This window comes from Listeria sp. LM90SB2 (genome assembly GCF_028867355.1).
GTDB classification, from domain to species: Bacteria; Bacillota; Bacilli; order Lactobacillales; family Listeriaceae; genus Listeria; species Listeria monocytogenes_B.
Genome location: NZ_CP046449.1, coordinates 1,418,081 through 1,441,836 on the forward strand (window position 1 = coordinate 1,418,081; position 23,756 = coordinate 1,441,836).

21 protein-coding genes are annotated in these 23,756 nt (G+C 36.9%); 18 read left to right on the forward strand and 3 right to left on the reverse strand.

Features of this window, described 5'->3' with window-relative positions:
* Positions 1-71 precede the first annotated feature (71 nt).
* The 14 genes from ymfI (at position 72) to pflA (ending at position 17,315) form a co-directional block, all read left to right on the forward strand.
* Complete coding sequence (ymfI, locus tag GL301_RS07080) at positions 72-803, forward strand: elongation factor P 5-aminopentanone reductase (protein WP_003727459.1); 732 nt, start codon at positions 72-74, stop codon at positions 801-803.
* A 50-nt stretch (positions 804-853) separates the two neighbouring features.
* On the forward strand, positions 854-1,783 hold the full coding sequence (locus tag GL301_RS07085; RefSeq protein WP_003727458.1) for a helix-turn-helix domain-containing protein: 930 nt from the start codon (positions 854-856) through the stop codon (positions 1,781-1,783).
* A 90-nt stretch (positions 1,784-1,873) separates the two neighbouring features.
* Entirely contained in the window at positions 1,874-2,452 is a 579-nt protein-coding gene (gene pgsA, locus GL301_RS07090) for a CDP-diacylglycerol--glycerol-3-phosphate 3-phosphatidyltransferase (protein WP_003723921.1), read from the forward strand.
* Between the two features lie 67 nt (positions 2,453-2,519).
* Positions 2,520-3,764, forward strand: a complete 1,245-nt coding sequence (locus GL301_RS07095) for a competence/damage-inducible protein A (RefSeq protein ID WP_003725960.1) — start codon at positions 2,520-2,522, stop codon at positions 3,762-3,764.
* A 272-nt stretch (positions 3,765-4,036) separates the two neighbouring features.
* The gene (gene recA, locus GL301_RS07100) at positions 4,037-5,083 is read left to right on the forward strand and encodes a recombinase RecA (protein ID WP_003725961.1); all 1,047 of its coding nucleotides are present in this window, start codon (positions 4,037-4,039) and stop codon (positions 5,081-5,083) included.
* A gap of 300 nt (positions 5,084-5,383) precedes the next feature.
* Complete coding sequence (gene rny / locus GL301_RS07105) at positions 5,384-6,946, forward strand: ribonuclease Y (protein WP_003721904.1); 1,563 nt, start codon at positions 5,384-5,386, stop codon at positions 6,944-6,946.
* 114 nt (positions 6,947-7,060) lie between these two features.
* Positions 7,061-7,558, forward strand: coding sequence for a GNAT family N-acetyltransferase (locus GL301_RS07110; protein ID WP_009918755.1), 498 nt, complete (start codon positions 7,061-7,063; stop codon positions 7,556-7,558).
* A 5-nt stretch (positions 7,559-7,563) separates the two neighbouring features.
* Positions 7,564-8,367: a TIGR00282 family metallophosphoesterase gene (locus GL301_RS07115; RefSeq protein WP_003721906.1), complete on the forward strand. Its 804-nt coding sequence runs from the start codon at positions 7,564-7,566 to the stop codon at positions 8,365-8,367.
* A 16-nt stretch (positions 8,368-8,383) separates the two neighbouring features.
* Positions 8,384-8,746 carry a YlbF/YmcA family competence regulator gene (locus GL301_RS07120; RefSeq protein ID WP_003744056.1) on the forward strand — a complete coding sequence of 121 codons (363 nt, stop codon included), beginning with the start codon at positions 8,384-8,386 and terminating at the stop codon, positions 8,744-8,746.
* A 110-nt stretch (positions 8,747-8,856) separates the two neighbouring features.
* A complete protein-coding gene (mutS, locus tag GL301_RS07125; RefSeq protein ID WP_010958896.1) occupies positions 8,857-11,439 on the forward strand; it encodes a DNA mismatch repair protein MutS in 2,583 nt (860 codons plus the stop codon).
* A gap of 19 nt (positions 11,440-11,458) precedes the next feature.
* Positions 11,459-13,270, forward strand: a complete 1,812-nt coding sequence (gene mutL, locus GL301_RS07130) for a DNA mismatch repair endonuclease MutL (RefSeq protein WP_010958897.1) — start codon at positions 11,459-11,461, stop codon at positions 13,268-13,270.
* A gap of 16 nt (positions 13,271-13,286) precedes the next feature.
* A complete protein-coding gene (locus GL301_RS07135; RefSeq protein WP_003725351.1) occupies positions 13,287-13,835 on the forward strand; it encodes a glycerol-3-phosphate responsive antiterminator in 549 nt (182 codons plus the stop codon).
* Between the two features lie 425 nt (positions 13,836-14,260).
* Entirely contained in the window at positions 14,261-16,492 is a 2,232-nt protein-coding gene (pflB, locus tag GL301_RS07140; protein WP_003725352.1) for a formate C-acetyltransferase, read from the forward strand.
* A 76-nt stretch (positions 16,493-16,568) separates the two neighbouring features.
* Positions 16,569-17,315 carry a pyruvate formate-lyase-activating protein gene (pflA, locus tag GL301_RS07145; RefSeq protein ID WP_003721912.1) on the forward strand — a complete coding sequence of 249 codons (747 nt, stop codon included), beginning with the start codon at positions 16,569-16,571 and terminating at the stop codon, positions 17,313-17,315.
* A 33-nt stretch (positions 17,316-17,348) separates the two neighbouring features.
* Here the strand turns inward: pflA and GL301_RS07150 are convergent, their stop codons facing one another.
* Positions 17,349-17,879, reverse strand: coding sequence for a helix-turn-helix transcriptional regulator (locus GL301_RS07150; RefSeq protein WP_003725353.1), 531 nt, complete (start codon positions 17,877-17,879; stop codon positions 17,349-17,351).
* A 166-nt stretch (positions 17,880-18,045) separates the two neighbouring features.
* On the opposite strand from GL301_RS07150, the gene mdrL reads away from it, so the two are divergent.
* The 4 genes from mdrL to GL301_RS07170 all read left to right on the forward strand — a co-directional run bounded on the left by mdrL (position 18,046) and on the right by GL301_RS07170 (position 20,738).
* Complete coding sequence (gene mdrL / locus GL301_RS07155) at positions 18,046-19,239, forward strand: multidrug efflux MFS transporter MdrL (RefSeq protein WP_003740694.1); 1,194 nt, start codon at positions 18,046-18,048, stop codon at positions 19,237-19,239.
* A gap of 133 nt (positions 19,240-19,372) precedes the next feature.
* The gene (locus GL301_RS07160; RefSeq protein ID WP_010958898.1) at positions 19,373-19,921 is read left to right on the forward strand and encodes a DUF2975 domain-containing protein; all 549 of its coding nucleotides are present in this window, start codon (positions 19,373-19,375) and stop codon (positions 19,919-19,921) included.
* Between the two features lie 16 nt (positions 19,922-19,937).
* Positions 19,938-20,165, forward strand: a complete 228-nt coding sequence (locus GL301_RS07165; RefSeq protein ID WP_003725356.1) for a helix-turn-helix domain-containing protein — start codon at positions 19,938-19,940, stop codon at positions 20,163-20,165.
* A gap of 39 nt (positions 20,166-20,204) precedes the next feature.
* The gene (locus GL301_RS07170) at positions 20,205-20,738 is read left to right on the forward strand and encodes a P-loop NTPase family protein (protein ID WP_003725357.1); all 534 of its coding nucleotides are present in this window, start codon (positions 20,205-20,207) and stop codon (positions 20,736-20,738) included.
* A gap of 234 nt (positions 20,739-20,972) precedes the next feature.
* Here GL301_RS07170 and GL301_RS07175 read toward each other — a convergent pair whose 3' ends face one another.
* Together GL301_RS07175 and GL301_RS07180 are read right to left on the reverse strand one after the other, a co-directional pair.
* Complete coding sequence (locus GL301_RS07175; RefSeq protein ID WP_003725358.1) at positions 20,973-22,295, reverse strand: MucBP domain-containing protein; 1,323 nt, start codon at positions 22,293-22,295, stop codon at positions 20,973-20,975.
* 186 nt (positions 22,296-22,481) lie between these two features.
* Positions 22,482-23,651, reverse strand: a complete 1,170-nt coding sequence (locus GL301_RS07180; protein ID WP_003725359.1) for a thiolase family protein — start codon at positions 23,649-23,651, stop codon at positions 22,482-22,484.
* Positions 23,652-23,756: the final 105 nt, after the last annotated feature.

Consider the following 23,756-nt stretch of genomic DNA (forward strand, 5'->3'; position numbering starts at 1 on the left):
GTAGAAAAAATAGCATAAATTGCTGAGTCATGCTATCATAAAAGAAATAGACTGGAAAGGGTTGCCTTTTTTTGGATAAAGAGATAAAATATGCTTTTGTAACAGGGGCTAGCGGGGAAATAGGTCAAGCAATTTGTTTGTCACTTGCGAAAGCTGGTTGGAACTTGTATCTTCACTATTATCAAAATAAACAAGCAGTGGAAAAATTACTGCCACAATTACTAGCAGAAGATGTAGATGTTATACTGATTCAAGCTGATTTTGATGATTTAACAAGTTTAACAGAGATGGAGAAGCAAGTTTTTCAGTTAGATGCCTTTATTCATGCAGCAGGGCACGCCCATTATGGTTTATTCCAGGATACTACAGATATAAATATTACTGAATTATGGAATGTGCATATGTATATGCCAATGCGATTAATTCGCACTTTTATGCCCAAATTAATGAAAAGTAGCCAAGGAAGAATTATTTTCATTAGTTCTATATGGGGAGAAGTTGGTGCATCAATGGAAGTAGCGTATTCAACTGTAAAAGGTGCGCAAATAGCCTTTTGCCGTGCGCTAAGTCAAGAGGTGGGACTTTCTGGAATAACAGTTAATGCAGTTACGCCAGGGGTTGTAGAAACAAAAATGATGGATCAGTTTTCGGACGAGGAGAAAGAAATTCTTCGTCAAGAAATCCCTTTAAATCGTTTTGCCCAACCAGAAGAAATTGCAGAAATTGTAGCATTTTTGACAAGTAAAAAAGCAAGCTATATCACTGGAGAAGTTTTGCGCTTAAATGGCGGTTGGCTTATGTAATTTTAGTAAAAAAATGGAAATTTGAAATTAGTAATGGTAGGTGTTTAATTTTGACAGAACTCGGTGATAAACTGAAACAAGCTAGACGTGAAAAAGGACTCAGTTTAGACGACTTGCAACAAGTAACGAAAATTCAAAAACGTTATTTGGTAGCGATTGAAGAAGGAAATTATGCTGTAATGCCTGGCAAATTTTATGCAAGGGCATTTATTAAACAATACGCAGAAGCAGTTGGGCTAGATAGCGCAACACTTTTCGACGAGTTTGAAAGCGAAGTTCCGGAAACACCGCAACAAGAAGTAGTAAATAATGAGCCAACACGGGTACAAAGTAAAAGAAATCCGATGCCTGCACAATCTGTAGGTAATCAAGCGAATACTCGTAATCGTTTTTTTGATATCTTACCAAAAATCCTTATTGCTTTATTTATTGTGTTTATTCTTTTCATTGTTTGGTTTTTCTTGCTTAATAAACAAGACAATTCCACGGAAAAAGTGAAAACAGATACAAATAATCCTACAGTAAAAGTAGAAGATTCGACAAAAAGCAAGGATACAAGTAAAGACACTGAGAAAAAAGATACGACAACAAACAAAGATAAATCTACAGAAACAAAGGATAAAAAAGAAGATACAACCAAAGAAGTTGAAGTGACTAAAGGAGAGACGTCTGGTAATGCCACTACGTACACAGTGAAAAATACGGACAAAATGACTCTGTCACTTAGCGCCACTGGTGATTCTTGGATAGGCGTTTCCGATGCGAATGGTAGTACAATCCAAAACGAAACACTATCAACCCAAAATCCTTCTGCAGAAATTGATTTAGGTGATAACAAGACGGTTTCTATCGTTATCGGAAATTCTCCTGTTACAACTGTAAAAATCAATGGTAAACAGCTAGAACTTGCACCTGATCTTGTTAAACAAGTATTAACAATTAATTTAGAAGCAAGTGATACTAGCTCAGATGCTGAATAATTTGTTTTATATGGCGAAATCTACTCATTAGATTTCGCCAACATTTTTTATAATTACATACTTTTCAAATGTAAAAAAGGAGAGAAAAAGATGAATTTACCTAATAAATTGACGGTTATCCGAATTTTTATGATACCAATTTTTGTCATTCTTTGTGTAGTGCCATTCGACTGGGGAAGCGTTACTTGGCTTGATTCCACTATTCCGGTAACTAGTTTAGTAGCAACTATTATTTTCATTGTAGCGGCTCTTACAGACTGGTTTGATGGACATTTAGCTCGCAAGTATAATTTGATTACTAACTTCGGTAAATTTGCTGATCCGATGGCTGATAAACTACTTGTAGCAGCTGCATTTATTATTCTTGTAGAAATGCATATCGCTCCATCTTGGGTAGTTATTCTTATTATTAGTCGTGAACTAGCTGTTACTGGTCTTCGCTTACTTTTAGTTGAAGGCGGAGAAGTACTTGCAGCTGGTCAACTTGGTAAAATTAAAACATTCACACAAATGATTGCTATTCCGCTTATGTTATTAAATAATTTTCCATTTGCTTGGACAGGTATTCGTGTGGATTTAGTGTTCTTGTATGTATGTGCATTCTTTGCAGTATGGTCAGGTATCGATTATTTCTACAAAAATCGTGGTGTTTTCAAAGGGTCTATGTAATAAATGAAAAAAGCATACCATTGTGTGCTTTTTTCTATACAAAAAATCGAATTGGAGATGGGGCAAGATGGCAAGTGCAGAAATCATTGCAGTAGGAACAGAACTATTACTAGGGCAAATTGTTAATTCTAATGCTGCGTTTATTTCACAAGAATTAGCTGCTGACGGAATATATGTATATCATCATACGGTAGTTGGAGATAACCCAACACGTTTAAAAGAAGTAATCGAAATCGCTGAAAACCGAAGTGACATTTTAATCTTTACCGGCGGACTTGGACCGACTGAGGATGATATTACAAAACAAATCTTGGCTGCTCATCTACAAAAGCAATTAGTGGAAGATGAATACCATATGAATAAAATTAATGAGTATTTCACTTCTAGGAATAGGACTATGACCGAAAATAATAAATTACAAGCGGTTATTATTGAAGATTCCATCGTATTAAATAATGATTTTGGCTTTGCGGCTGGAATGTACTTAAGAGAAAACAATCATACTTACGTTTTGCTACCAGGTCCACCATCTGAAATGAAACCAATGTTTACAAGCTATGCTAACCCATTACTTTTAAGCGAAAGTGGCGATCAAAACATTTTAGAATCCAAAATTATGCGCTTTTTTGGAATTGGAGAGTCACAATTAGCTGCTGATTTAAATGATTTGATTGTCACGCAAGTCAACCCGACGATTGCGACATATGCTGGTGATAATGAAGTTGTGGTCCGTATCACAGCGACAGCTAAAACAAAAGAAGAAGCAAGCAGACTTGTGAAGGAAACCGAGGAAGAAATATTGCGCCGAGAAGGTACCTTTTTATATGGATATGGAGAGGTGTCATTGTCTGAATTAGTAACGGCGATGTTACTTGAAAAAGAACTTACCATCTCTGCCGCAGAAAGTTTCACTGCTGGTTTGTTCCAAGCAGAAATTGCCCGCTTTCCTGGCATTTCGAAAATTTTCAAAGGTGGTATGGTGACATACAGTGAAGAAACAAAACAATCTATATTACAAGTATCTCCCCAAGTAATAAAAGAAAAAGGCGTTGTTAGTGCGGAATGTGCGAAGGAAATGGCTGAAAATGTAAGCCGCCTTTGTAAGACGGATATTGGAATCAGTTTTACAGGTGTTGCAGGTCCAGATAGTTTAGAAGGTCATCCTGCTGGCACTATTTGGATTGGACTAAGCGTTAAAGGTTATGAAACAGAGGCTTTTCAGTTTGTCTATGGAAGAGATCGAAACCATAATCGCCGCCGTGCAGTAAAACAAGGATTTCAGTTAATTAAACAATTTTTAGACGCAAATTAGTCTTTTTTTTTAGAAGAAAAGGAAAAAAATCTGCAGAAAAAACGGAAATGAGCAATAAAAAAGTGTTAGACGAAAGCTGAAAATCCCGTTATAATGAGGAAGAAAGCAACCGGTGCTTACACAAAATAAAAAATACGAATAAATGTTCGCTTTTTGCTTGCTTCTCGCTCTAAAATGCGTTATAGTAATTTTAGGAAAACATTCTGACTGTTTTTTGAGAGAGAAGAAGTAGAAAAACAGCTATTAGGATATTTATTGAAGGAGGCAACAATGTGAATGATCGTCAAGCGGCATTAGACCAAGCTTTAAAACAAATTGAAAAACAATTCGGTAAAGGTTCCATTATGAAATTAGGGGAACATTCAGACCAAAATATATCTACTATTTCTAGTGGCTCATTAGCATTAGATATTGCTTTAGGAGTCGGCGGATATCCACGTGGACGTATTATTGAAGTATACGGGCCAGAGAGTTCCGGTAAAACAACTGTTGCACTTCATGCTATTGCGGAAGTACAAGCACAAGGCGGAACAGCTGCATTTATCGATGCAGAACACGCACTAGATCCAGCTTATGCTAAAAACCTAGGTGTAAATATTGATGAATTATTACTATCTCAACCTGATACAGGAGAGCAAGCATTAGAAATTGCAGAAGCATTAGTTAGAAGTGGTGCTGTAGATATGCTAGTAATTGACTCCGTTGCAGCACTTGTACCACGTGCTGAAATCGAAGGGGAGATGGGTGATGCACACGTTGGGCTACAAGCACGTTTAATGTCCCAAGCATTGCGTAAACTTTCCGGTGTTATTAATAAATCAAAAACCATTGCTATTTTCATTAACCAAATTCGTGAAAAAGTTGGTGTTATGTTTGGTAACCCAGAGATTACACCTGGTGGTCGTGCGCTTAAATTCTATTCGACTGTACGTTTAGAAGTAAGACGTGCAGAACAACTTAAGCAAGGTACAGATGTAATGGGTAACAAAACAAAAATTAAAGTTGTAAAAAACAAAGTAGCTCCTCCATTCCGTATTGCTGAAGTGGATATCATGTACGGTGAAGGTATTTCACGTGAAGGCGAGCTTGTTGATATGGCCGCTGAAGTGGATGTAATCAATAAGAGTGGTTCATGGTATTCTTACAAAGAAGAACGTATCGGCCAAGGTCGTGAAAACGCAAAACAATATCTAAAAGAACATACAGATATTCGTGATGAGATTTCAAAACGTGTTCGTGAAGAGTACGAAATCGACGGAAGCAATAAAGAACCTTTAGATGAAGGCGAAGAAACATTAAGTTTACTAGATGATGAATAAATAATACTAAATACGTGATAGGAATTTACTTCCTGTCACGTATTTTTTACTATTTAAAAAAAACTAAGGAAAATAACCGTACATTTCATTCCTTTTCTTGACATTGTATGCTTTGACCTATAAAATTAAGTTGTATATTTTATATTGCTGGGAGACAAGGGGGAAGTTTTTTCCTTTGAAAATCGGCTTCAACTGAATGGGGAGATTAGCACTCGGTTGTTGATGAAAAATACGCATGTGCCAGAATTCTGGCCACCGACATAACAATAACGAAAATTGAATAGCAAAGGAGGTGTAAGGATGACAATCGCAATCACGATCATCTCCAGTTTGCTTTTCTTAATCGTCGGTCTAGTTGTTGGTTCTCTAATTTTTAAATCTAGTACAGAGAAAAAACTGGCTGCTGCAAGGGGGACTGCGGAATTAATTGTAGAGGATGCGAAGAAAGAAGCAGAAACTACAAAAAAAGAAGCATTGCTTGAAGCGAAGGAAGAGAATCATAGGTTACGTACTGAAATCGAAAATGAACTTCGTGGGCGAAGAACAGAGACACAGAAAGCAGAAAATCGCTTATTGCAAAGGGAGGAAAACCTCGACCGTAAAGATACTTCTTTAAGTAAACGAGAAGCTACACTTGAAAGAAAAGAGGAGAGTATCAGTAAACGTCAACAACAAATTGAAGAGAAAGAAAGCAAACTAGCTGAGATGATTCAAGCGGAGCAGACAGAACTCGAAAGAATTTCTGCGCTCAGCAAAGAGGAAGCGAAATCTATCATCCTTAACCAGGTAGAAGAGGAATTAACACATGATACAGCAATCATGGTCAAAGAATCAGAAAACCGGGCCAAGGAAGAGTCGGATAAAAAAGCAAAGAATATTCTCTCACTAGCTATCCAGCGTTGTGCAGCTGATCATGTGGCAGAAACAACGGTATCTGTTGTTACCTTACCAAATGATGAGATGAAAGGTCGGATTATCGGACGTGAAGGCCGTAATATCCGCACGCTTGAGACGTTAACGGGGATTGATTTGATAATTGATGATACACCGGAAGCAGTAATTCTTTCCGGATTTGATCCAATTCGACGTGAAATCGCTAGAATCGCCTTAGAAAAACTTGTTCAAGATGGAAGAATCCATCCAGCTCGAATTGAAGAAATGGTGGACAAAGCCCGTAAAGAGGTGGACGAACACATTCGCGAAGTCGGGGAACAAGCAACATTTGAAGTTGGAATTCATTCCATCCATCCTGATTTGATAAAAATTCTTGGCCGCTTGCGTTACCGTACTAGTTACGGACAAAACGTTCTTAACCACTCACTCGAAGTTTCAAAACTTGCAGGAATTCTTGCAGGAGAGCTTGGCGAAGACGTTACGCTTGCTAAACGGGCCGGACTACTTCATGACATCGGGAAAGCAATTGACCATGAAATTGAAGGCAGTCATGTTGAAATCGGCGTGGAACTTGCTACCAAATACAAAGAAAATGATGTGGTAATCAATAGTATTGCTTCCCATCACGGAGATACAGAAGCTACTTCTGTTATCGCAGTATTGGTCGCAGCGGCAGATGCACTTTCTGCTGCAAGACCGGGAGCTCGTAGTGAAACGCTTGAAAATTACATCCGTCGTTTAGAAAAATTAGAAGAAATTTCTGAGTCTTACGATGGTGTAGAAAAATCTTATGCTATCCAAGCAGGACGTGAAGTACGTATCATCGTTGAACCAGATACAATTGATGATCTTTCTTCTTACCGCCTTGCTCGCGACATAAGAAAACGAATTGAAGAGGAATTAGATTATCCTGGTCACATTAAAGTGACTGTCATTCGTGAAACAAGAGCAGTTGAATACGCTAAATAATAATTAAAAGATACATCGCAAATTTATTTTGCGGTGTATCTTTTTTTAATCGGTTGCCTAGGTCGAGTAAGAACGGTATAATTAATGGATAAACGAAAAAGGGAGGCGGAGTTTTTGAGTGAGTGGAAAATTTTGCCTATGATAGAAGAGCACTATCCGGGAGTAGCTGCAGTCCATCAAGAGGGCATTGAAACAGGAAACGCTACTTTTCAAGAGAAGACACTATCTATAGAAGCGTTTGATGAAAAGTACTTAAACACTTGTCGATTGGTTGTCCTTATGAACGGCAAAGTGATTGGCTGGGCAGCGCTGTTACCATTTTCTAGCATGCATGCTTATCGAGGAGTAGCTGAATTAAGTATTTATATAGCAAAAAGTGCCCGTGGAAAAGGCATTGGAAAAGCACTTATGCATGAAATTATCCAGACAAGCGAGCAGAATGGTTTTTGGACATTGCAATCTTTGATTTTTCCAGAAAATAAAGCTAGCATTGCGCTTCATCATACATATGGATTCCAAACTTTATGCGTCCACGAAAAATTAGGCGAAATGAATGGCGTTTTTCGGGATGTTGCACTATTAGAACGTAGAAGTAATAGAAACGGAGAATAAACAAAATGAAAATACTATTTATCGGTGATGTTGTCGGTTCTATCGGCCGCGATGCCATAACAGAATATTTACCACAATTAAAGAAAAAATATAAACCTACTATCACGGTGATTAACGGTGAAAATGCAGCAAGTGGCCGTGGGATTACAGAGAAAATTTATAAAGATTTTCTGGAGCTTGGTGCCAATGCTGTAACACTTGGGAACCATACATGGGATAATCGTGATATTTTTGAATTTATCGATGACGCTAAGTATTTAGTGCGCCCAGCAAACTTTCCAGATGATACTACACCTGGTACGGGAATGGTTTTTGTGAAAAGCAATCAGCATGAAATTGCCGTTATCAACATGCAAGGTCGGACTTTTCTAGCAGATTTAGACGATCCATTCCGCAAAATGGACACTTTGATAGAAGAAGCAAAGAAACGCACTAATATTATTTTTGTGGATTTTCATGCAGAAACTACTAGTGAAAAAGAAGCAATGGGTTGGTATTTAGATGGTCGTGTTACGGCTGTTGTTGGCACGCATACTCATGTGCAAACTTCGGATAACCGCATTCTTCCAGAAGGAACAGCCTATCTGACGGATACTGGTATGACTGGTCCATACGATGCTATCCTTGGTATGGAAAAGGAAGCTGTTATCCGTCGATTTAAAACAGCTTTACCAACTAGGTTCGAAGTTCCTAAAACTGGTCGAGCAGTCTTGTCGGGCTGTTTAATCACACTTGACGAAAATACTGGAAAAGCACAAAAAATTGACCGAATTCTCATCAATGAAGACCACCCATTTTCCTTTGATTAAGAATGGAGATGAAATTGTGACAGTTTCAAAAGACGAAATCATGAAAAAAGCTACCGAACTTCGTGATGCGCTTCAACAAACGGAAGAAGTATCGTTTTACCGCCTTGCCGAGGAAAGAATCAATGCGAACTCCAAAGTAGCAGCGAAGGTTTCTAAAATAAAATTACTTCAAAAAGAAGCAGTAAATTTAGAGCATTATCAAAAACTTGAAGCGATGAAACAGACGGAGAATCAAATTGATAACGTTCGCGCAGATATTGATTCACTTCCGATTGTAACAGAATTTAGACGTGCCCAAGAAGACGCCAATGATCTTTTACAATCAATTACAACAGAAATCACAACAAAAGTAACTACAGAGCTTGAAAAAGAAAATTAACCACTTAAAACTGCCAAAACATCGGCAGTTTTTTTCCTTTTGCGGTCGCAGGGAAATGAAACTTTATGCTATAATGAGAGGATGAAAAAGAAGTAAGGGATGATGAGATAATGACAGAATATACACCAATGATTAAGCAGTACTTGGAAATCAAAGACAAATATCAAGATGCTTTCTTATTTTTCCGTTTAGGAGATTTTTATGAAATGTTTTTTGAGGATGCACTGAACGCTTCTCAAATTTTAGAAATTACATTAACTGGTCGTGAAGGTGGGACAAAAGAGAAAATCCCAATGTGCGGAGTTCCATACCATTCAGCGAGCGGCTATATTGATACATTAATTGAAAAAGGCTATAAAGTTGCGATATGTGAGCAAGTCGAGGATCCTAAAACAACCAAAGGCATGGTAAAGCGAGAAGTAGTGCAGTTAATTTCACCAGGAACCGTTATGGACGAACGCGGCTTAAAAGCAAAAGAAAATAACTATATCGCCTCCCTTTATTGCTATGAAGCCAAAGAGTACGGCTTTGCTTATTCTGATTTATCAACAGGTGAATTAAAATCAACCGTAATTGAAGCTAGCGAAGATCGTTTGATTAATGAACTAACGACACTTTCAACAAGAGAATTGATTGTTTCTTCCTCGGAAAAAGAAGTGCTTTCAGATGTCATGAAGGAGCAACTAGGTTTAACTTTTTCTGTACACGAAGAAGATACGATTCCTGTCGAAAACGAGAAATTAGTAACCCGCCACATGTCATTATCCGAAAAACGTGCCATTGGTAAGTTACTCCATTATTTAAAAGAAACGCAAAAGCGGGATTTAGGGCATTTACAACAAGCTGTCCATTACGAAACGAGCAATTATATGAAGATGGACTACTATTCCAAACGTAATTTAGAATTAGCAGAGTCGATTCGTGGTAAAGGTCGTCAAGGTACGTTACTTTGGCTTCTAGATAATACCCAAACTGCTATGGGCGGAAGAATGCTCAAACAATGGATTGATCGTCCGTTAATAGATCGAAAAAAAATCATTGATCGACAAAATGATGTTAGCGAATTAATGGCACACTTTTTCGAACGCCTAGAGTTAGTAGAAAACTTGAAAAACGTCTACGATTTAGAACGCCTTGCTGGTCGAGTTGCATACGGCAATGTGAATGCACGAGACTTAATTCAATTGCGTAATTCGTTATATCAGATCCCTCGTATTCGCGCGACACTGTTGTCAATGAGTAGCGAGAGTCTCACCGAACTTGCCAACCAATTAGATCCATGTGAAGAACTAACCGAAAAATTAGAAGAAGCAATCATGGATTCTGCACCGATTTCCATTCGGGAAGGCGGGATTATTAAAGATGGTTATAATAGCCAGTTAGATACGTACCGCGATGCAAGCCGCAATGGAAAAACGTGGATTGCAGAATTAGAACGTAAAGAACGTGAACTAACGGGTATTAAAACGATGAAGGTAGGATTTAATCGAGTATTCGGCTATTATATTGAAGTTACACGTGCAAACACGCATCTGCTCCCAGAAGGCCGCTATGAGCGCAAACAGACACTAACAAATGCCGAACGTTATATCACGCCTGAACTAAAAGAAAAAGAAAAACTCATTTTAGATGCAGAAGAAAAAAGCATGGAATTAGAGTACCAATTATTTTCTGAAGTACGAGAAATGGTAAAAGACTACATAGAACGTCTGCAAAAATTAGCCAAATCTGTTAGTGAAATCGATTGCCTGCAAAGTTTTGCGGATATTAGCGAGAAAAACCATTTCATTCGTCCGACATTAAGCGAAGACGGTTCCCTGCACGTAAAACAAGGTCGTCATCCCGTTGTAGAAAAAGTAATGGGTGCCCAGAGCTATGTAGCAAATGACTGTGATTTAGATGAAAATCGGGAAATTTTACTTATAACTGGTCCTAATATGTCAGGTAAAAGCACTTATATGCGCCAAGTAGCCTTAACAGCAATCTGCGCGCAAGTTGGTTGTTTTGTTCCTGCAGAAGAAGCGATATTACCAATTTTTGACCAAATTTTCACGAGAATTGGCGCAGCAGATGATCTAATTGCCGGTCAAAGTACATTTATGGTAGAAATGTTAGAAGCTAGAAATGCCATTGTTCACGCAACGAAAGATAGTTTAATTTTATTTGATGAAATTGGTCGTGGAACAGCTACTTACGACGGAATGGCGCTTGCTCAAGCAATCATTGAATATATCCATGAAAATGTCCATGCTAAAACACTTTTCTCCACCCATTATCATGAATTAACTGATTTGGAGAAAGAACTGAGTGGGTTACAAAATATTCACGTTAGTGCTGTAGAAGAAAATGGCAAAGTAGTTTTCCTTCATAAAATTAAAGAAGGCCCAGCAGACAAAAGTTATGGTATTCATGTCGCTGAGCTAGCAGAATTACCAAAATCACTTATTGAACGAGCGAGCCGTATTTTAGAACAACTGGAAAATGACGATAAGAAAATCATTATCGCTAGCGTGAAGCAGCCAGAAGAAGTTCACGAAGAAGTGCAACTGTCGATGTTCCCAGTGGAGCCAGAAAAGAAAGCATCTTCTAAAGAAACAAAACTACTAAAAGAAATTGCCTCCATGAACATTATGCAGATGACACCAATGGACGCGATGAATAAATTATACGAACTTCAAAGTAAAATCCATTAAAAAGAAAGGCGGGTTTTAAATGGCTAAACATATTGTCGAATTAACCGATGCTCTATCCAATAAAATTGCTGCCGGAGAAGTAGTAGAACGCCCTGCTTCAGTCGTTAAAGAATTAGTAGAAAATGCAATTGATGCAGGGAGCACCGTCATAGATATTTTAGTGGAAGAAGCGGGATTAAATAAAATTACCATTATTGATAACGGTAGTGGCATTGAAGAAGAAGATGTCGCAACAGCTTTTTTACGTCACGCCACAAGCAAAATCAAAAACGAAGCAGATTTATTCCGTGTGCATACACTAGGATTCCGCGGTGAGGCACTTCCAAGTATTGCCTCTGTGTCCCATTTAGAGATGGAAACTTCCACTGGCGAAGCAAAAGGAACGACCATTTCTTTAGAAGGCGGGAAAATAATCGAACAAAAAAGCGGGCATGCTAGAAAAGGAACACAAATCGAAGTATCCCAGTTGTTCTTTAATACGCCAGCACGCCTAAAATATTTAAAAAGTTTACCAACCGAACTTGGTAACATAACCGATATTCTAAATCGCTTAGCTTTGGCGCATCCAGATATCAGTTTCCGCTTTTCACACAACGGAAAACCTTTATTACAAACCAATGGGAATGGGGAGTTACGCCAAGTAATTGCAGCAATTTACGGTGTTTCGATTGCAAAAAAATCAGTACCAGTTAAAGCAGAGTCACTTGATTTTAAAATTTCTGGATATGCTGTATTACCAGAAGTGAACCGCTCTAACCGTAATTATATTTCGACCATCATTAACGGTCGTTTTATTAAAAATTTCGCATTAGTAAAAGCTATTCAAGAAGGATATCACACGCTCTTACCAATTGGCCGTTTCCCGATTATCGTTCTCCAAATCGAGATGGACCCAATTATTGTAGATGTAAACGTTCATCCTGCTAAATTAGAAGTCCGCTTAAGTAAAGAAAAAGAATTAGGACAACTAATTAGTCAAATGATTAAAGAGACTTTCCACAAATTGCAACTAATTCCAGATGGAGAGATTTCTAAAAAACAAAAAGAAGACCAAAAATCGGAACAAATCCAAATGTCTTTTGAAGAAAATAAACCCGTAAAAGAAACACCAACTCTTTTTTCAAAACCAACTATCCCGGAATATGTCCCTTCAGATGAGGATGCTCCACGAGAAGATGATTTTATTTTGGAAACAATGCCGTCCTATGAACCAGAATCTCAAGCGGAGCAAGAAGAGCATACGAAAGAACGTATTCCTAAAATGTATCCAATTGGTCAAATGCATGCAACTTATATTTTTGCGCAAAATGAAAATGGCTTATATATCATTGATCAACATGCAGCACAGGAACGGATTAAATACGAATTTTATCGTGAGAAAATTGGAGAAGTTAGTCGCGAGTTGCAAGAATTACTTGTTCCTATTGTGCTTGAATTTCCAGCGGATGAGTATGTTCGTTTAGAAGAACAAAAAGCTAAATTAGAAGAGGTCGGCGTTTTCCTAGAGAACTTCGGGCAAAATAGTTTTATCATTCGTGCGCATCCAACTTGGTTCCCGAAAGACCAAGAAGAGGAGATGCTTCGGGAAATTATTGATGAAGCGTTATCCGCTCCAAGCATAAGTATTCATAAATTAAGGGAAGACACAGCTATTATGATGAGTTGTAAAAAATCAATTAAAGCAAATCACTATTTAACAACGCAAGACATGGAAGCATTACTCGATACACTGAGAGAAGCAAGCGATCCATTCACTTGTCCTCATGGACGTCCGGTGATTATCCAATACTCAACATATGAACTAGAAAAAATGTTTAAACGTGTGATGTAAAAGAGGAGGAAATAATTTGGAGTTACCATTTTCCAATCAATCAATCATCCCAGCTGCACATAATCAAAAAGATATGGAAAAAATTTTAGAGCTTGATTTGACATATATGGTGATGCTGGAAACACATGTGGCTCAATTAAAAGCATTAGTCAAATACGCACAAGCCGGCGGGAAAAAAGTTTTATTACATGCCGATTTAGTCAATGGACTGAAAAATGACGACTACGCAATAGACTTTTTATGTACAGAAATTTGTCCTGATGGTATTATTTCGACTAGAGGAAATGCCATTATGAAAGCTAAACAGCACAAAATGCTAGCCATACAACGTCTTTTCATGATTGATTCAAGCGCCTATAACAAAGGTGTAGCATTGATACAAAAAGTCCAACCTGATTGTATTGAACTTTTACCAGGTATTATTCCTGAGCAAGTACAAAAGATGACTCAAAAACTTCATATCCCTGTAATTGCAGGAGGATTAATTGAAACTAGTGAACAAGTCAATCAAGTAATAGCTAGCGGGGCCATCGCAGTTACAACATCCAATAAACATTTATGGTAAATAAACAGCTAAGTCGTGTAGCAATAACGACTTAGCTGTTCTTATGAAAAACAATGAAAACGCTATATTTACCCGTGGAACATTGCTAGACAACGTTTTAAGCGGTTTCTAACTGTTCTATATAAAATAGCCACCTTTAAACTGTACCATAACAGGTAAGGGGAGTTGGAGTGGTACAGCAAAAATTAATAATTAAAATAAAAACAAAATTAGAATCATAATAAATTAGGGAAATGGCTATTTAAAGGTAATTTTAAGCTTTTTAAGTTTAAAAGACACAAAAAAGTCATAAAAAAGTTTGAAAAATATTGCACAAAACTGTAGCATTTTCCAGAGAATATGTTATGATAACAGTGTAGATTATTTATAAATTAGTTTGCTCAAAAAAGCACGCTCGAGAATGAACAATAAATGGAGGTTATATGATGACTGAACAATGGTATGAATTCGCAGGTGGTAACTGGCAACAAGAAGTAGATGTACGTGACTTTATCTTAAAAAACTATCGCTTATATGACGGTGACGACACATTCTTAGTTGGCCCAACCGAAGCAACTACAAAACTTTGGGATCAAGTAATGGACTTAACTAAAAAAGAACGTGAAAACGGTGGCGTACTGGATATGGATACCAAAATCGTTTCAACCATCACTTCACATGACCCAGGTTACTTAAACAAAGACTTAGAAAAAGTTGTCGGTGTTCAAACTGACGTACCTTTCAAACGCGCTTTGCAACCATTCGGTGGAATCCGTATGGCAGAAGTTGCAGCTGAATCTTATGGCTTTAAAGTAGACGAAGAAATTAGTCATATTTTTTCTGAATACCGTAAAACGCATAACCAAGGTGTATTTGATGCTTATACTGCTGAAATGCGCGCAGCTCGTAAATCAGGCGTAATTACTGGTCTTCCAGATGCTTATGGCCGTGGCCGTATTATCGGTGACTACCGTCGTGTAGCACTTTACGGAGTAGACTTCTTAATTAAACAAAAGAAACAAGATTTAAACAATACAGGTTTACGTACAATGAGCGATGACGTTATCCGTCAACGTGAAGAACTTAACGAACAAATTCGTGCTCTTGGCGAATTAAAAGTACTAGGCGAAAAACATGGTTTCGATCTTGGTCGCCCAGCTAAAACTGCACAAGAAGCTTTCCAATGGTTATACCTTGGTTACTTAGCAGCAATTAAAGAACAAAATGGTGCTGCAATGAGCTTAGGACGTACATCTACATTCCTTGATATTTATGTAGAACGTGATCTTCGTAACGGCTTAATTACTGAAGAAGAAGCGCAAGAAATCGTTGACCACTTCATCATGAAATTACGCCTTGTAAAATTTGCTCGTACACCAGATTACAATGAATTATTCTCTGGAGATCCAACATGGGTTACTGAATCCATCGGTGGTATTACAGAAGAAGGCGTTCCACTTGTAACGAAAAACTCATTCCGTTTCTTACACACTTTAGATAACTTAGGACCTGCTCCAGAACCAAACTTAACTGTACTTTGGTCCACTCATTTACCATCAGGATTCAAGAAATTCTGTGCTAAAATGTCTATCAAAACATCTGCTATTCAATACGAAAATGACGATGTTATGCGCCCTAAATGGGGAGATGACTATGCAATCGCATGTTGTGTATCTGCAATGCGCGTTGGTAAACAAATGCAATTCTTTGGTGCTCGTGCCAACCTTGCTAAAACACTTCTTTACGCAATCAATGGTGGTATCGATGAAAAATCTAAAGCACAAGTTGGACCTGCTTATCGTCCAGTTGAAGGCGACGTATTAGACTACAAAGAAGTAATGGAAAAATATGATGCAATGATGGAATGGATTGCAGAACTTTACCTTAATACATTAAATGTTATTCACTATATGCATGATAAATACGCTTACGAACGTATCGAAATGGCTTTACATGATACAGAAGTATTACGTACTATGGCAACTGGTATCGCTGGACTTTCTGTTGCAGCTGACTCCTTATCTGCTATTAAATATGCTACTGTTCGTCCAATTCGTGACGAAGATGGCATCGTGGTTGATTATGAAATCGAAGGCGACTATCCTAAATACGGAAATAATGATGACCGTGTAGACGAAATTGCTGTAGAACTTCTAAAAACATTCATGACTAAAGTTAGAAAACATAAAACTTACCGTGATGCAGTTCACACAACTTCTGTTCTTACAATCACTTCTAACGTGGTTTATGGTAAGAAAACTGGTAACACTCCAGACGGACGTCGTGCAGGAGAACCATTTGCACCAGGTGCGAACCCAATGCATGGCCGTGATACAAAAGGTGCTTTAGCTTCTCTATCTTCTGTTGCTAAACTTCCTTACGAATATGGTCAAGATGGTATTTCTAACACATTCTCTATCGTACCAAAAGCTTTAGGTCGCGAAGACGAATCTCAAATCAATAACTTAGTTGCAATGCTAGATGGTTATTCTACAAAAATGGGACATCACTTAAACATCAACGTATTCAATCGTGATACATTACTTGATGCGATGGATCATCCAGAAGAGTATCCGCAATTAACTATCCGTGTATCTGGATATGCAGTTAACTTCATCAAATTAACACGTGAACAACAATTAGATGTTATTCACCGTACAATGCACGAATCCATGTAATAATTAGGCGAGAACGCTTTGGCAAGGATTGCTCACCGTAGCAATCCTTGTTATTTAGGAAAGGAAGAGGAGAATTATGACAGAGGTTTTAGGAAGAGTTCATTCAGTAGAAACAATGGGAACAGTAGACGGTCCAGGTATCCGCTTTATTGTTTTTATGCAGGGGTGTTTACTTCGTTGCCAATTTTGTCATAATCCCGATACTTGGAAAATTGGTACTGGCACAGAACGTTCTGCCCAAGATGTATTTGACGAAGCAATTAAGTATAAAGAGTTTTGGGATGCATCAGGTGGCGGCGTGACAGTTAGTGGCGGTGAACCGTTGCTTCAAGTAGATTTCCTAATCGAGTTTTTCACGCTATGTAAAGCAGCAGGAGTGCACACAACTATTGATTCTTGTGGTGGTTGTTTCACACGTGATCCGGAGTTTATTGAGAAATTGGATCGTTTGATGGAAGTAACGGATTTAATTTTACTGGATATTAAGCAAATCAACCCAGAAAAGCATTTAAAACTGACAACGAAATCTAATGCACCAATAATCGATTTTGCTCATTATTTACGTGACAAAGAGCAACCAATTTGGATTAGACATGTACTAATTCCAACCAAGACAGATGATCCAGAAGATTTAACAAAGCTCCACGAATTCATTCAAACTCTTCCAAACGTAAAACAAGTGGATGTGCTTCCATACCATACAATGGGTGTTTACAAATGGAAAGAAATGGGCATTCGTTATCCGTTAGAAGGAATCGAGGCGCCAGAAGAAGAAGTGGTAGCACTTGCCAATAAAATCTTAGAAACTAGTAGTTATAAATAGTAAAAACCGGCGAACTTAGTATTCGCCGGTTTTTTATAGTATTTTATACATTTCCTCACACCATTTTAATTCGGTTTGAATCAAATCTAATCGTCTTGCATAGACTTGATAAGACATGTTTTTTAGCTTGTCTTGTTTGGTTTTTAGGTCAAATAATTTAGCGAAATGATCCAGTGTTTCTTCAATTAAACCTAATTGCTCTTTTAAATAGCTTTCTCTTTCTTGAATAAGCCCTTTGGTTCTGGCATTGTTTAGCCAGTCAAGCTGTACTTTTGTTGTAAATTCATCTCGTGTGACAGGGATTTTAAGTGGTGTTTCAGACCATTCAAGCAGGGAGTCTAAGCCGGTTTGTGTGATAGTATAGACTTTTTTATCAGGCTTTTTATCTTGGGAATGCTTATGGACAACTAAAAAACCTGCTTTTTCTAACTTAGATAAAGAAGGATAAATTTGGCTATGATGTGTATTTTGCATAATTCGAAGCCTGTTTGCGAGTTCATAACCACTAGATGCTTCACGAGCAATCATTTGTAATAACGTATATTCTAAGACATTTGGTATCATACAATAGCACCTCTAAATTTCTATTTAATCTTATTGTAAGCGATAAACACTAATAAGTAAAATGGTTATATATGTAATAAATTATATATGTAAATATTGACATTAGTATTTATCAAGCGTAATATAATAATTGAGTTTTATTTAGAAAGGGAAGTGTAGTTGTATTATGATGACAGACAAGGAAATGAATACGGGGAAATGGATAACAGCAGCAGCTAGTTTGCTTGCGTTTATGGGAATAGGGGTTGTTGATCCACTTTTACCTTCTATTGCAGAAAGTATTGGGGCATCTCACTCGCAAGTAGAAATGTTATTCACCGCTTATATTTTTACTATGGCGATTATGATGATTCCGATTGGTATTGTTGCCGGAAAGCTTGGAGATAAAAAGTTAATCGTTATCGGACTATTTATTGTTACTATTTTTGCATTATTATGTGGTTTATCTGATACAATTGGTGCTTTATCTATTTTTCGGGCTGGTTGGGGTTTTGGTAACTCTATGTTCATGGCTACTGCGATGACAATGCTTATTGCTTTATCAGAGACACCAGGACATGCAATTGGGATTTACGAAGCTTCCATGGGCCTTGGGATGGCATTTGGACCACTACTAGGAGGTATTCTAGGTAATATTTCTTGGCGCTATCCATTTTTTGCGACAGCTTGTCTAATTTTTATCGCATTTTTACTTATTTTATTTAAAGTAAAAGAACCGAAGAAAGTCGCACCAGCACCTACAGAGAAAAATGAGGTTGCTATCAAGCAAATGCTCCATTTATTCAAATATCGACCATTTTTACAAATCGCTTTTAGTGGAATGTTTTATTATTATTGTTTCTTTACAATTTTAGCTTATTCGCCACTTATTCTTGGATTATCAGCAATTCAAATTGGTTTTGTATTTTTTGCTTGGGGATTATGTTTGGCGTTGGGTTCGGCAAAAATTTCACATGCGTTGGAGTTTCGTTTTAATAGCAAACAAATCTTAAAAGGATCTTTACTGGCATGTGCTGTTATCTTAGCATTACTTGGATTTATTGATAATATAGCTGTAGATATAGGTTTGATTGTTATTTCTGGCTTGATTTTAGGAATCAATAACGCACTATTTACAACCACTGTTATGGAACATTCACCGTATGCAAGAAGTGTGACTAGTGGAGCATATAATTTTGTGCGTTGGTTAGGCGCTGCGTTTGCGCCACTTTGTTCTGGGTTACTCAGCGAAGCGCTTGGTATGAAAATGCCATTTATCGTAGCGAGCGTCATTTGTTTGGCAGGCATGGGATTACTATTTATTAAACTAAAACCATCACATTTTACCTTACAACAATCTACTTCTATAGAAAGTGAATAAAATAATAAAGAGACTGAGTAATCCGGCTCAGTCTTTTTTATGCTAAAAGTTAATTATTTAATGATTATCGTTAAAAATTATTGACATTTTATCTTTCTTTTAGGTATAATCTAGAAAAAAGGGAGCGATTATTATGAAATTAAAACGATTACAAAAAGTAAGTTATTTTCTACATATTGCACTTAAAATTTTATCGATCAGTTCGGTAATAATGGCTATAATAGTTGTTTTAATGAAGTTTTTTAGTAGTAAAAATATTATGATGAATAAATTAGAATCAGATACTGTATTTTATTTTCAAACAGAATTTTTTTCTGGTGTGGAAAATCAACAATATAATCAAATTGAGGAATGGATTTTAGTAGTTATAGCTGCTTTTTCTAGTGTTTTAATAGCATTGCTACTATGGACCGCAAGTATGATTTTTAAAGATTTAGCTGCTGAGTTTATGCCTTTTAGCGATCTTACTGTTAACAGATTGCGGAGAATTGCAGGGATATTGCTTGTCTATTCGCTAGCACCGCAAATTATGTATTCTGTTTTACATACAGTACTCATACCGGGTTATAGCATTACTTTTGGTTTGAATATGTCATTTTTCTTTGCAATTATTTTTTATTGTTTAACTGAAATATTTCGTTATGGAGCATCTTTGCAAAAAGAATCCGACGAAACTTTATGATTGGAGCGAAAAAACAATGGCAATTGTATTGAGGCTAGATCGAGTAATGGCCGACCGTAAAATGTCTTTAAACCAGTTATCCCAAGAAGTTGGTGTAGCAAATGTAAACTTATCCAAAATAAAAACTGGTAAAGTAAGCGCCATTCGTTTTTCTACTCTAAATGAAATATGTAGAGTCTTAAACTGCCAACCAGGTGATATTTTGGAGTATGTAGCGGATGATTCTCTTGAAACCGAACTTTAAATGCGTTAGATTAGCCATACTTAGATAAGGAGCGCGTAAATGAATAAACAAAATGAATTGCAATCTGTATTATCTAACAAGAAAAAAGTATTAATAATTGGTCCTAACGGCGCTGGTAAGTCAACTTTTGCTGCAAAACTTGGAAAATGTTATGATTTTGAAGTCTGTCATTTAGATAAGCTTTTTTGGCTGGAGAATTGGAATGCAGTTGAAAAAGCGGATTTCGAGGATAAAGTGAACGGAATTCTGCGTTCTGAAAAAAAGTATATTATAGATGGTGATTATTTCTTTAATTTGGAGAAAAGACTCGAACATGCAGATTTAGTCATTTGGATAAAAATTCCATTGTTTCTGTGTGTAGCAAATATAGTTAAAAGAAGATTTAAATACATGACGAATGCGCGACCAGATGTAACTGAAGGCTGTGACGAAAAATTAAATTTATCATTTTTGCTGTATGCTTTAAAGTATAATAAGCGTTCTGGAAAACAAACGAAAGAATTATTGGATAATGTGTATGATAAAGAGCTGTTTGTAATTGATAGTTATAAGAAATTGAAGAGTTATTGCTGATAAATAGCCAATGAATGCTTGGGATAAGTGTTTATTGGTTGTTTGCAATAATATGTATTACTTCCTATAATATATATTATGTAAACTAGAAAATTTAAGATTAAGTAAGAGGAAAATCATTGCCTCCTCTCACTTTCAAAAAAGTTATTATCAATACTTACTAAGAATTGCTTAAAACAAAACTATTTAATTACAAAAGCCTTAATCATAATCATGATTAAGGCTAAGTAAAACTTATTTCACTCGTTTTCTTCTTGTAGTGAAGATATAAACTCCGCTGATTAACAAACTAACACCGATAATTAATGGTAAATTATTTTCGCTGTCACCTGTTTTTGGTAACTCGGAAGCTGTAGTTGTTTTATCTGTTTGGTTTACAGTTTTAGTGATTTTCTTTTTTGGAATGTTTTTGTTTGGTACAGTTGGTGTGGCTGGATTGACTGGTTTTACAGGATTAATTACAATTGGTTTATCTGGGTCAACTGGGTCAACTGGCGGTGTGATAATCGAGCTATCTTTACTATATACATAATCAACTTCTTGACTATCACTCGTAAATGAGCCAATGTGGTTACTTGGTGTTTTAGTTAATTTATAGCCTTTAAAAGATTTTGCTTCTGTTTCGAAAGTTGATCCGATGTCACCTTTTAAAATAACTGGATCAGCAAGTTGATTTCCTTTAGTGTCTTTATACGTTACAGTTACATCTTTTGCGACTTCAACAGGCGTTGTTATTTTTTTATATTTGAAAATAACGGATTGTGGTTGGTCGGTGTATGTTCCTGATTGATTTGATGGCACTTGGCTTAATTCGTAGCCGTCGAGTTCTTTTACTTCTGCTTGGAAAGTCGCGCCTATTTTTCCAGAAAGTGTTTCGGTTGGGGCGATAGATTCATTAGTTGCTTCATCTATATATTCTACAGATACGTTTGCCCCTTCTACTGCTGTTTTTTCATATACGTAATTCACTTGTATTGTTTCAGTGTTTGTTGTGTAGGTGCCTGTTGCGTTTGTTGGTGTTTCTTTTACTTGGTAGCCATCAATTGCTTTTGGAGATGTTGTATAAGTTTCACCGAGTTTTCCGGATAATGTGTCGGACGTTGCAAGTGTTTGGTTTGTTTCGTCAACATAATTAACTTGTATATTTGCCTTTTCAATTGGAGTGAAAGGTCCGGCTAATTTGTATGATTCTTGTCCAGGATAAGCAACTGGATCAAGTACGTTACCAGTTATGGTAAAATAGTTTAGTGTGTCTCCAGCTTCCAGCGTTTTAGGTAATTTTAGACGGAAATTCACGTCATTTTCAACCGTATAGTCGGTGATATTATATTGTTTATTGTTAAAAAGCACATAGGCTGCATTGCCGGGATAATGCATAGGTACTTCTTGTTGTAATTTTCCGGTAATATAGTCATCTCCAATATAGAGTTGATCCACTTGTGGTTCAGGTAAATTAAGCATTAAAGGTGCTGCTTTGGCTGAAAAAGGATTAAAAGTGATACTTAGAATTGTCATAAATATAATAAAGCTAAATGTAATTTTTTTAGTGTGCTTCAAAATGTCCTCCTGCTTGTTAGAATAATTACATTCTAGCACCAAAACCGTACAAATACTTGTTTTTGTAAGAAGTTTCACAAAACAAATTGGCGGTTTGTTCACAAAAAAGACAAAAACGAAATCATAAAAAGCTAAAATCAACTATTAGCTGATTTTAGCTTTTTACTAACATTAAATGTACTACTATCAAGCTTTTTCAAGGATAATTGCAATACCAATACCACCACCAACACACAAGGAAGCGACACCGATGTGCTTATTTTCATGTTTTAACTCATTTAACAATGAGGCAATAATGCGTGCACCAGAAGCTCCAATTGGATGGCCTAGTGCAATTGCTCCACCGTAAATATTAAGTTTCTCTTCTGGAATTTTTAAATCACGAGCCACTGCAACTGACTGCGATGCAAAAGCTTCGTTTAAATGGAATAAATCAATGTCATCGATAGAATATCCACCTTTAGTTAAAGCTTCATTTACTGCATAGTATGGCGCGTAACCCATAAGTGCTGGATCGACACCAACTTCAGAGGTTACTTTGATTGTTGCGATATAAGGAATGTTTTCCGCGACTGCCTTTTCTTTCGACATTAAAATAATTGCGGAAGCTCCATCATTGATACCGGAAGCATTGCCGGCTGTAACCGTTCCACCTTCTTTGAATACGCTTTTCAAAGTAGCTAATTTTTCTAGAGTTGAATTCGCGCGAATCGTTTCATCGGCTTCAAAAAATGAACCGTCTGGAAGCTTTACAGGAATAATTTCCTCTTCAAAAAGGTTTTTTTCTTGTGCATTCGCGGCCTTCATTTGTGAGTTATGGGCAAATTCATCTTGTTCTTCTCTGGTTACGGAGAATTTCTCTGCAACATTTTCTGCAGTAATTCCCATGTGATACTCGCCGTAAACATCTGTTAAACCATCAATTAACATGCTATTTCTTAGTTTTTTTGGATCGATTTCTTCGCCAGCTAGCTCGGGATTAAGTAAAAGTGGTGCTTGGGACATATTTTCGGTCCCACCAACGGCTACGATGTCAGCCTCCCCTAGCTGAATTGCTTGCCTACCAAGCATAACCGATTTTAAGCCAGATCCACAAACTTCATTGATTGTGACTCCGGGTACTTTATAAGGAATTCCTGCTTTAATAGCGATTTGTCTAGCTACATTTTGGCCAAGTCCAGCTTGTAATACATTACCAAAAATCACTTGATCCACCCGTTCTGGAGCAATATTGGCTCTTTCTAAAACACCTTTTAGAGCGGTAGCGCCAAGGTCTACTGCACTGATGTCTTTCAAACTACCACCAAATTTTCCAATTGGTGTTCTAACTGCATCTATTATAACTACTTCTTTCATAGCAATCTCCTTTAAATGTAATCTATCCGTATTATATCATGAAACTAGCTAAAAACTCACTAGATTAAGCCCAATGTATTGTATTTTGTGCATTTTTCTACTAAA